This window comes from Thermoanaerobaculia bacterium (assembly GCA_035717485.1).
In the GTDB taxonomy this organism is placed as follows: Bacteria; Acidobacteriota; Thermoanaerobaculia; order UBA5066; family DATFVB01; genus DATFVB01.
The window spans coordinates 1-9,902 of sequence record DASTIQ010000155.1; the positions used below are offsets into that span (position 1 = coordinate 1).

Below are 9,902 nucleotides of genomic sequence, written 5' to 3' on the forward strand. Positions count from 1 at the left end.
TCGGGGCGCGCCTCTTCCCGGTACTGGAGGGAGAGCTCCGCGACCGTGCGGCCGTGTCGAACGGGCACGCGCCTCCACCCGACGAAGGAGGTGAATTCGGGGGCCTGCGGCTCCCCTTCGACGGCACCCCCGATCGGGTTCGGGCGGTCGCAGACGACGACGCGCGTCCCGGCGCGGGCGGCCGCGTCGATCGCGAGGCAAACGGTCCAGACGAACGTGTAGTAGCGCGCGCCGACGTCCTGCAGGTCGCAGACGAGGACATCGACGCCGTCGAAATCGGCGGGAGCCGGGGCGAGGGACGCGAAGGTCGAGCCGTACAGGGAACGGACCGGGAGGTCCGTCGGCGCATGCGCGGCGTCGCGCACGGACGCCATGTCCTGGGCGCTGCCGTCGATCCCGTGCTCCGGCCCGAAGAGGCGCACCAGCCGGCATCCCGGGATCCGGCGCAGGACCTCCCAGGACGCCTCGCCCGCCGAATTCACCCCCGCGGGATGCGAAAGGAGAGCGACGCGCGCGCCCTCGACCGCGGCCGGATCCGTTTCCAGCGCATCGATCCCGAAGCAGAACACCGGCGGATCTTAACCCCCGTCGCCGGAACGACGCTCGCGGAGCTCGGATCGTTCCGGCTCCCGCATCGCGAACCTCCTCCACTCGGTTACTCGCGGAGACTTTTCGCGATGCGGCCTTTCGCGGCTCGGGCTGACGCCCTCGACCGCTTCGGCGCCCGGCAGGGGCGAATGAGAGCCCAGGGTAGTCGCCTTCGCGACGCTCGCGGAGCTCGGATCGCCAATGCTCCCCGTCGAGGGCCGATGCCGGGCCCCAGGTCCCGTCGCCGCATCCCGGCCGTGTCCTCAGGACTTCGGGAACGGTCGCGAAACGTGAAATGAACTCCGCCCCTCGTTTTTCGTATCCTCGGGCATGCCCATCGTTCGCGACTGGATCGCGATGGCGAAGGAAACGGCTCGCTCGCTGCGCCGTGACGAGCTCGTCGGGCTGTACTCCCGCGAGTGGAAGTCCGCCCGGCAGCAGCTCGTCTCCGAGCATCGCGAAGAGATCGAAAGCACCCGGAACGGCCTGAAGCGCTTCGTGCGGATCGTCAACGCCATCGCCTTCGGGCTCGTCAAGCGGCTCGCGCCGCCCCGCCGTCTCGTGTTCGCGATCGCGGGACTGTTCCTCCTGGGCGCCCTGATCCAGGGAATCCAGATGTCCTCCGGGCACCGCGCCGAGGTGGACTACTGGCGCCTCGCGTCGAACACGGTCGACTTCCTCCTCGCGGCGTTCCTCCTGATGGCGTTCCTCCTCGCGATGGAGCTCGTCGACAAGCTCCAGTTCCGCGACGAGCTCGTGCTGGCGCGGGAGCTCCAGCGCGACCTGCTGCCGAAGGAGGTGCCCGAATTCCCCGGCTTCCAGATCTCGGCGTGGAACCGGATCGCGAACATGGTCGGCGGCGACCTCTATGATCTCGCTCCGCTTCCGGACGGAAGGCTCGCGATCCTCTTCGGAGACGCGTCGGGACACGGCATGGCGGCGGGCCTCGTGATGGCGGTCGCGCACGCCGCCTTCCGGACGCAGCTCGATGCCGATCCCTCCCCCGCCGCCCTGGTCGGCGCGCTCAACCGGACGCTCTGCCGGACGGGCGGCGCCCGCTCCTTCTTCTCGTGCGTCTACGTGATGCTCTCGCCCGACGGCGCGTTCTCCGCGACGGTCGCGGGTCATCCGCCGCTCCTCCTGACCGATGCGGAGGGATCCGTCCGCCGCGAGGTCGGGGAAGGCGCCTATCCCCTCGGGATCAAGGGAGGGCTCGCGTGGCCGGCGATGACCGCCACGATCGGGCCGGGCGAGGTCCTCGTCTTCTGTTCCGACGGTCTCGCCGAGGCGAGGAACGGCGACGGAGAGGACTTCGGAGACGCGCGGATCGCGTCGATCGTCCGATCCCACGCGTGGCGCGCGGCCTCGGACGTCGTCGAGGCGCTCGCGACGGAGGTCGTCCGGTTCTGCGGCCGCGCCGTTCCCGAAGACGACGTCTCGATCCTCGTGGTCAAACGGGACGCGGCGACGGCCGCGTAGGACGCCTCAGCGCGCGTCGAAGAGGCCCCGCCAGAGGAGCTCGAGCCGCGCCGCATCCGCCGATCCCTCGGGAGGCGACCAGGAGGCGAGATCCGCTTCCGGAGGGGGAGCGTAAGGGCCCGCCTTCGTCTCGAAGAAGACGCTCCCCGGCGAGAGCGCGACGAGCGTATGCCATGCCTCCGGAGGAAAATCGGCGCCGATCGTCTCGCCTCCCGCCTCGAGCGCGCGGCGTTCGAGCACGGAGCCCGCATCGTCGAAGAAGAGGATGCCGATCCGCCCCGCGACGACGAGAGCCGTCTCGCTCTTCGGAGGGTGGAGGTGGCGGTGAGGACGCACGTAGGTTCCGGGTTCCATCCCGTTCAACAGGCGATGCACGGGGTCCTCCATCGCGTGGAGGTTCCGGTTCTTCCGGCGCCGCGGCGAAGAGGCCGCCTCGCGGGAAACGGTCCGGATCGTCTCGCGCGTGATCCACGCCGGAGCGCGCGGCGGCCCGTTCATCGGGGCGCGCCGCCGCCGATCGGACGTCCCGGCGGAGCCTCGGGAGCCGGGCGGCGCCGCGCCCGCACGTCGGGCCGGTCGAGGAATTCGGCGAGATCGCGGCGCGCGAGGAGCCGGTGCGCGCGCGCCGAGGGGTCCCCGCCGCGCGTCACGGCGAGCCGCGCGCGAAGATCCGAGAGAGCCGCCGTCGCCTCGGCGCGGACCTCGGGCGACGCCCGGTCGTCCGCCGCGAGATCCATCAGCCGGTCGAGCACGACTCTCTGCGCGACCCTCCGGAGCGCCGCGAGCCGCGGAGAGCCGTCGGGAGGGGCGCCCCAGGTGGCGGAAACGAGGCGATGAAGGACCTCGTCGAACGTCGGCGCGCCGGGCTCGCGGTCCAGCGTGAGGCGCGCCGCGCGGTCGCGTTCGAGGAGCGGAGCGACGACGAGCCCCGCGAGCGTTCGCGCGGCGGTCAGGGGGCTGAACGTGTCGCCCGCGTCGGAGGGAAATCGCTCGCGCGTCGGGTTCTCCCCCTGCGGCGCCGCCACGAGAGCGGCGGCGATGCGATCCGGAATGTCGAGGTTCTCCGGACGGAGCGCTTCGATCAGCAGCCGCAGCGCTTCCTTCTGCTGCGCGGCGCCCACCCAGGCCGTCGGCTCCTGCCCGTCGCCCGCGAGCGCGTTCGTCTGGAACTGTCCGCCGACGAACTGCTGGGCGGCGCGGATCGCGAAGCGATGGTAGAGGTATGCGAGCGAGAATCGCTTCTGGAGATCGTAGACCGGTTCCCCCGGCGAGAGCTGGGCCACGCCGAAACGGTCGAGGATCACGCGGCGCACGCGGAGCGTCGTGTCGAGCCACGCGACCGGATCCTTGCCCCAGTCGTACTCGGCCCAGCGCGGGTCGCTCTCGAGGGGATAAACGTTGCCGAGCGCATAGCCCTCCCGCACGATCCCCTCGAGGCGCTCCCGGCTCCCGTCGGACGAATATCCCCAGCGGATCATGAGCCGGTCGTACGATCCGACGTCGTTCGGATACGCATCGGAGAAGTCGAGGCGGCCCTCCTTCAGCTCGACGTGCGGCGCGAGGTAGTCCATCACCGAGCCCCAGCCGAAAGTGGTCGCCGCCCAGTCGTGCATCAGACCGAGCGTGTGGCCCACCTCGTGCGCGACGAGGTAACGGAGGCGTTGGAGGACGAGGGTTTCGTCGGCGATGCCGGGATCGCCCTCGGACGCGAGCCAGGCCAGGTCCGGCGCGTCGCCCGCCCGGCAGGCGAGCGGCGACGGCAATTCCTTCGGCTCGCGGAAGTTCTTCCACATGCGGTCCGTCGTCCGCCGGCGATGGGAATCGATGCGCGCGACCCCGTGGACGATCTCGCCCGTGCGAGGGTCGACCTGGATCTCGCCGAACGACCAGCTGCGCTCCGCGCGGTCGATCCACTCGATCCCCGAGTAGCGCGCGTCGAGGAAGGTCGCGCCCTCGGGGAGGTCCTTCAGGACGAGAGCGCCCGGGAGTCCCGCCTCCGCGAACGCGTGGTTCCACCAGAGCGCCGCCTCCTTCATCGCGGAGCGCTCCGGCTCGGGGATCCCGCGGTCCAGATAATACACGATCGGGTGCTCCGCATCGACGCGCCAGCGGCACGCGAGGTAGCGCTCGAGCGGCTCCGAGAACGGCGCCGTATGGTCGCGGTAGAAGAGAGGGATGAAGCCGATCCGCGGATCGAGCCGCCGCGGCGTGTATCCGGGCTCGGGCAGTTTCAGGAACGTGTGGTGGACGCGAAGCGTCATCGTCTTGCCGTCCGGGAGCACCGAAGCGATCGCGGCGGGAGGATCGTCGGAAACGACGGTGACCTGGGCTTCGATCTCCGTGTTCCGCGGAAAGGCGCCCGCGCGCTCGAGGCTCAGGACCGAGCGGGCGGGATCGGCGCGCCACTCCCCCTGTTTCGCGCGCTTGAGGAGGGGGGCGATTCCCGTGTCCCGGACGAGGAGGTCGGTGGCGTCGGCGAGGACCGTCTCGCCGGTCTCCGCGACGATCGGGAGCGCCGCCAGGATCGACGTCGGGAACGACTCCGCGACGACGCGCCGCTGTTCCGGGTCGGCGCTCTCCCCGCGATTCTCCGTCTGCTGCTGGACGAGGAGGGCGCGCGGGCCGATCCGCTCGAAATGGCACAGGCCGAGAGAGCCGATCTCGCCGCGGTCGATCGTCGGATCGACGAGCCCCGCCCCCGAGGCGAGCCCGGCGCCGTACAGGAAGTCGTCGTTCCAGCGCGAGATCTCGACGAGCAGGACCCCCCGCCGGGCATCCCAGTAGAACGGGAGGAAACCGTCCCGGCGCGTCAGCCCCCCCGCGCGATCGGCGATCGAGGGAAGAGGCTCGATCTTCTCCGCGGCTCCGGCCGCGCCGGAGAGAGACAGGAGGAGGCCGATGAGCACCGTGGAAATGCGCGAGCGGCGGGTCGTCATGCGCGGGATTTAATCACGCCGTCCGCCGGCCTTCCGCGCCCGGTAAGATCCGTCGGTGCCCGACGCGTTCCGCCCGCCGATCTGGCTCCGCAACACGCACCTGCAACTCGCGGGCGGCGCGCTCCTTCGGCGGCGGCGCCGGATCGCGTATCGGCGGGAATCTCTCCCGACTCCCGACGGCGACGAGCTCCTCCTCGATCATGTCGGAGAGGGGGCGCCGGGGACGCCGAGGCTCCTCCTGCTCCACGGGCTCGAAGGAAGCTCCTACTCGTCGTACGCGCAGGGTCTCGTTTCCCTCGCCGCGGCTCGCGGCTGGAATGCGACGGTCCTGAACTTCCGCTCGTGCGCGCGCGATCCGGAACGACTCGCCCGCCGCATTCCGAACCGCACGGCCCGCCTCTATCACTCGGGCGAGACGGGCGACCTCGGCTTCGTCGTGCGAACCCTCGCCGGCCGGGAACCCGCCGCCCCGATCGTCGCGGCGGGGGCGTCGATCGGAGGGAACGTCCTGCTCAAGTGGCTCGGCGAAGGGGGCGCCGGCGTGCGCGCCGCGGCGGCGATCTCCGTTCCCTACGACCTGCTGGCCTGCGCGCGGCATCTCGAACGCGGCCTCGGTCCGCTCTACACCGGCGTCTTCCTGCGCAGCCTTCGCCCGAAGGCGCTGGCCGTCGGGACGCGATTTCCCGAGGCCGCCGCGCGCATCGACGCCGCGCGCATCGCGCGCGCCCGAACGTTCTTCGAATTCGACGACGCGGCGACCGCGCCGCTGCACGGATTCGCGGGCGCGGAGGACTACTACGCGCGATCGAGCTCCCTCGCATTCCTTCCCCGGATCTCGGTTCCGACCCTCTGCGTGACCGCGAAGAACGACCCGTTCCTTCCGGAGGAGGCGGTCGAGCGGGCGCGGGCGGCGGCGTCTTCCGCGATCGATTTCCGCGTGACCGAATCGGGAAGCCATCTCGGGTTCCCGAAAGGACCCCCGTGGGCGCTCCGATCCTGGGCCGAAACCGCCGTGGTGGAGTGGCTCGAGGAACGGATTGGCTGAGCGGCGCGCCCCCGCCGCCCGCCGTCTCGCGTTCCTCGGCCGGCTGGGCGACGCCGCGCGGGGACTCGTCTACGTCGCGATGGGGTTCCTCGCGGCGCGCGCCGCGCTCGCCACCCGCGCCGGATCGGCCGCCGGCCCGGACGAAGCGCTGCGGTGGGTGATCCGCGAGCCGCACGGGCCGCTGGTCGTGGCACTCGTCGCCGGCGGCCTCTTCGCCGACGCCCTCTTCCGCGCGATCGACGCCTTCACCCGGCGGTCCGTCTCGGGGCGGATCGCCGCGGCCGCCCGCGCTCTGGGAGCGCTTCTCCTCGGTGCGACCGCGCTCCGGGTCGGGCGGAACGTCCGGCGGACCGGCGCGCCGGTGCTCCGAAGCGCGGTGTCCTGGCTCCTCGATCGCTCGTGGGGACCCCGCGCGCTCGTCGCCGCGGGAGCGGCCGCGGGGATCGTCGCCCTCCTCGAGATCGTCCAGGGCGCGACCGGCAGGCTCAAAGACCGCCTTCCGAAGGGCGCCCTCTCGCGGCGCCCGCGGCGCTGGGCGGAGGCGATCGCCCGCGCCGGCATCGCCGCGCACGGCGCGCTCGTCGGAGCGATCGCGCTGTACCTCGTGCGCGCGGGGACGGAGGCGGATCCCCGCGACGTCGTCGATTCGGGCGGCGCCCTGCGCCGCCTGGAACGGCTCCCGTTCGGACCCGGTCTGCTGGCCGCGATCGCGGCGGGGCTGGTCGCTTACGGACTGTCCCGGTGGGTTCTGGCCGTCTATCGGCGGGAGTAGCGGGAGCGTCGACTAGAGCAGGGAATCCAGGGACTCCTTGCCGATGGTCGGCGCCCACATCTGCAGCTCGTACTGCGCGATCCCCTGCGCGACGAACGGATCCCCGTCGCGGATCGCGTCGAGCTCCTCGCGGGGAGATTCGTCCGAGACGCGAAGGAGGAGGGCGCCCCCGCTGCGGGGCTCGAACGGCCCCGAGGCGAGGAGCGCTCCGCGATCGCGCAGGCTCCGCAGGTACGCGCGGTGTTCGTCGAGCCCGCGCAGCACCTCCTCGAGCGCCCGCCGGTAGCGGATGATCGCGATCGCGTACATCGCGCGAGCATAGCATCGGGTACAATCGAAGAAATGACCGAACCGAGCCGGGCGGAGGCGACGGGGCGGCCGTCTTCCGACGAGATCGTCTCGGAGCTGGAAACCCTGCTCCAGGCGCAGAGCGACCTCGGCCAGGGCTTCTTCGTCGCCGAAGGGGAACGGCTCGTCTCCGCCAACGAAGCCTTCTGCCGCCTCACCGGCTACGGCGCCGAGGAGCTCCACGCGCTCCCTTCGCTCCTCGAACTCGTCCCCGCGGAAGAGCGGCGCGGCCTCCGGCGCCAGCTCCGGACCCGGCGCGTCGCGTTCTCGCCGAAGTACACGTTCGAAACGGCGATCCTGAACAAGGCGGGCGAGCGCGTCGAGATGGAGATCGTCTTCAAGCCGTTCGGGGGCGAGCGCACCCCGAAGCTGATCGCCGTCGTCCGCGACGTCACCGCGCGCAAGCGGGACGAGCAGAAGCTCCGGGAGGCGCTGTCGCTCCTCTCCGCCACGCTCGAATCGACCGCCGACGGGCTCCTCGTCGTCGACGCTTCCGGGAAGATCGTGAGCACGAACCGCCGCTTCGTCCGGATGTGGCGCATCCCCGAATCCGTGCTCGCGACCGGAGACGACGACGCCGCGCTCTCCGTCGTCCTCGAGCAGCTCGCCGATCCGGACGCCTTCCTGAGGAAGGTGCGCGACCTCTACGCCCAGCCCGAAGCGGACAGCTTCGACGTCCTCCACTTCCGCGACGGCCGCGTCTTCGAGCGCTACTCCATCCCCCAGCGCGTGAACGGGCGCGCGGCGGGGCGGGTCTGGAGCTTCCGCGACGTGAGCGAGCGTCACCGGGCGGAGAGCGCCCTCCGCGAGAGCGAGGAACGGCACCGGGCGGTCGTGGAGACCCTGAACGAAGGCCTCCTGATCACCGACGGCGACGACCGGATCCTCTTCGCGAACGAACGGATGGCCGGGATGACCGGGTACGGCGTGCCCGAGATGGTCGGCCGCCCCGCGAGCGAGCTGTTCCTCGCGCCGAAGGACTGGCCGGCTCTCGAGGAGCGCAATCGGCGGCGCCTCCGCGGTCAGTCGGAGCGATACGAGGTCGAGATGCGCCGTCTCGACGGATCGCGGTTCCACGCGGAGGTCAACGCGATCCCCTTCCGGGATTCCGAGGGCCGCATCGTCGGAACGCTCGGCGCGATCACCGACATCACCGAACGCAAGCGCGCCGAGGATTCCCTCCGGCGCTCGGCGCGCGAATACCGCGACCTGTTCGAGAGCGCCAACGACGCGATCCTGATCCTCCGCCCCGAGTCGCAGATGATCCTCGAGGTGAACCGGAAGGCGTGCGAGATGTATGGGCTCCCGCGCGACCAGATCGTCGGGATGAGCCTGAAGAACTTCACGCGCGACGTGCCCCGGAGCGAGGAGCAGATCCGCAGGATCCTCCGCGAAGGCGCCTCCGAGAACCTCGAGACGGTGCACTTCCACCGGGACGGCACTCCGATCGATCTCCTCGTGAGCTCGTCCGTCGTCGAGTACCGCGGCGAGAGCGCGGTCCTGTCGGTCTGCCGCGACATCACGGAGAGCAAGCGCGCGAAACAGGAGATCGAACGGCTCGCCTACCACGATCCCCTGACGGACCTGCCCAACCGCGCCCGTTTCGCCGACCGGCTCGAGATCGCCCTTTCCCAGGCGCGCCGGGAGGGGCATCGCCTCGCGATCCTCTTCCTCGACCTCGACCGCTTCAAGGTCGTCAACGACAGCCTCGGGCACAAGGTCGGCGACCTCCTGCTCCAGAAGGTCGCGCTCCGGCTCTCCCAGCTGATTCGCGGCGGCGACACGCTCGCGCGGCTGGGCGGGGACGAGTTCATCATCCTGCTCGCGCGGATCAACCACGAGGACGACGCCGCTCGCGTCGCGCAGAACGTGCTGGGGCTCTTCAAGAGACCGTTCGTCCTCGGCGAGCGGGAGCTCTACGTCACAGCGTCGATCGGCATCAGCCTCTTCCCCCGCCACGGGGAGGACCGCGAGTCGCTCGTCAAGAACGCCGACATCGCGATGTATCGCGCCAAGCAGGAGGGGCGGGACAATTTCCAGTTTCACACCTCCCAGCACACGCACGACGCGATCCGCCGTCTCGCCCTGGAAACGGACCTCCGGAAAGCGCTCGACCAGAACGAGGTCGGCGTGCACTTCCAGCCGCTCGTCGACGTCCGCGACGGAAGGCTCGTCGGCGCGGAAGCGCTCGCCCGGTGGGAGCATCCGGCGCGCGGGCGCCTCGGCCCGTCGGAGTTCATCCCGATCGCCGAGGAGACGGGGATCATCGTTCCGCTCGGGGAACAGATCCTCCGCGCCGCGTGCTCGCGCATGCAGGGCTGGCACGTCGGAGGCCGTCCGGACCTGCGCCTCTCCGTCAACCTCTCGGCCCGTCAGTTCCAGCAGCCGGAGCTCGCCCACCGGGTCGACGCGGTCCTGCGCGAGACGGGCCTCTCTCCGGAGGCGCTCGAGGTCGAGATCACGGAGAGCGTGGCGATGCGCGACGTGGTGGCGAGCGTGGTGGCGCTCCGCGCGCTGAAGGACCTCGGCGTCCGGATCACCATCGACGATTTCGGGACCGGCTACTCCTCGCTCTCGTATCTGAAGAAGTTCCCGATCGACACGATCAAGATCGACCAGGCCTTCGTTCGGGACGTCTGCTCCGACGGCAACGACGCGGCGATCGTCCGGGCCGCGATCGTGATGGCGCAGGAGCTCAAGATCGACGTGATCGCCGAAGGGGTCGAAACGCCCG

General features: G+C 71.0%; 8 protein-coding genes. 4 read left to right on the forward strand and 4 right to left on the reverse strand.

Annotated elements, in window-relative coordinates:
- On the reverse strand, window positions 1–569 hold a 569-nt coding region (locus tag VFS34_08265), incomplete at its 3' end, for an exo-beta-N-acetylmuramidase NamZ domain-containing protein (GenBank protein ID HET9794443.1).
- 349 nt (window positions 570–918) lie between these two features.
- Between VFS34_08265 and VFS34_08270 the strand changes: the two genes are divergently transcribed.
- A complete protein-coding gene (locus VFS34_08270; GenBank protein HET9794444.1) occupies window positions 919–2,067 on the forward strand; it encodes a PP2C family protein-serine/threonine phosphatase in 1,149 nt (382 codons plus the stop codon).
- A gap of 6 nt (window positions 2,068–2,073) precedes the next feature.
- On the opposite strand, the gene VFS34_08275 is transcribed toward VFS34_08270, so the two are convergent.
- Window positions 2,074–2,565: a WbuC family cupin fold metalloprotein gene (locus tag VFS34_08275; GenBank protein ID HET9794445.1), complete on the reverse strand. Its 492-nt coding sequence runs from the start codon at window positions 2,563–2,565 to the stop codon at window positions 2,074–2,076.
- Complete coding sequence (locus VFS34_08280) at window positions 2,562–5,003, reverse strand: zinc-dependent metalloprotease (protein HET9794446.1); 2,442 nt, start codon at window positions 5,001–5,003, stop codon at window positions 2,562–2,564. The genes VFS34_08275 and VFS34_08280 overlap by 4 nt, the downstream gene beginning before the upstream one ends.
- Before the next feature lie 55 nt (window positions 5,004–5,058).
- Here VFS34_08280 and VFS34_08285 point away from each other — a divergent pair, with 55 nt between their 5' ends.
- Window positions 5,059–6,048 (forward strand): alpha/beta fold hydrolase, encoded by a 990-nt coding sequence (locus VFS34_08285; protein HET9794447.1) that lies wholly within the window; start codon window positions 5,059–5,061, stop codon window positions 6,046–6,048.
- The gene (locus VFS34_08290) at window positions 6,041–6,820 is read left to right on the forward strand and encodes a DUF1206 domain-containing protein (GenBank protein HET9794448.1); all 780 of its coding nucleotides are present in this window, start codon (window positions 6,041–6,043) and stop codon (window positions 6,818–6,820) included. The genes VFS34_08285 and VFS34_08290 overlap by 8 nt, the downstream gene beginning before the upstream one ends.
- Window positions 6,821–6,832: 12 nt before the next feature.
- On the opposite strand, the gene VFS34_08295 is transcribed toward VFS34_08290, so the two are convergent.
- Window positions 6,833–7,129: a YciI family protein gene (locus tag VFS34_08295; GenBank protein ID HET9794449.1), complete on the reverse strand. Its 297-nt coding sequence runs from the start codon at window positions 7,127–7,129 to the stop codon at window positions 6,833–6,835.
- A 33-nt stretch (window positions 7,130–7,162) separates the two neighbouring features.
- On the opposite strand from VFS34_08295, the gene VFS34_08300 reads away from it, so the two are divergent.
- The coding region (locus tag VFS34_08300) for a PAS domain S-box protein (GenBank protein HET9794450.1) at window positions 7,163–9,902 on the forward strand (2,740 nt) is incomplete at its 3' end.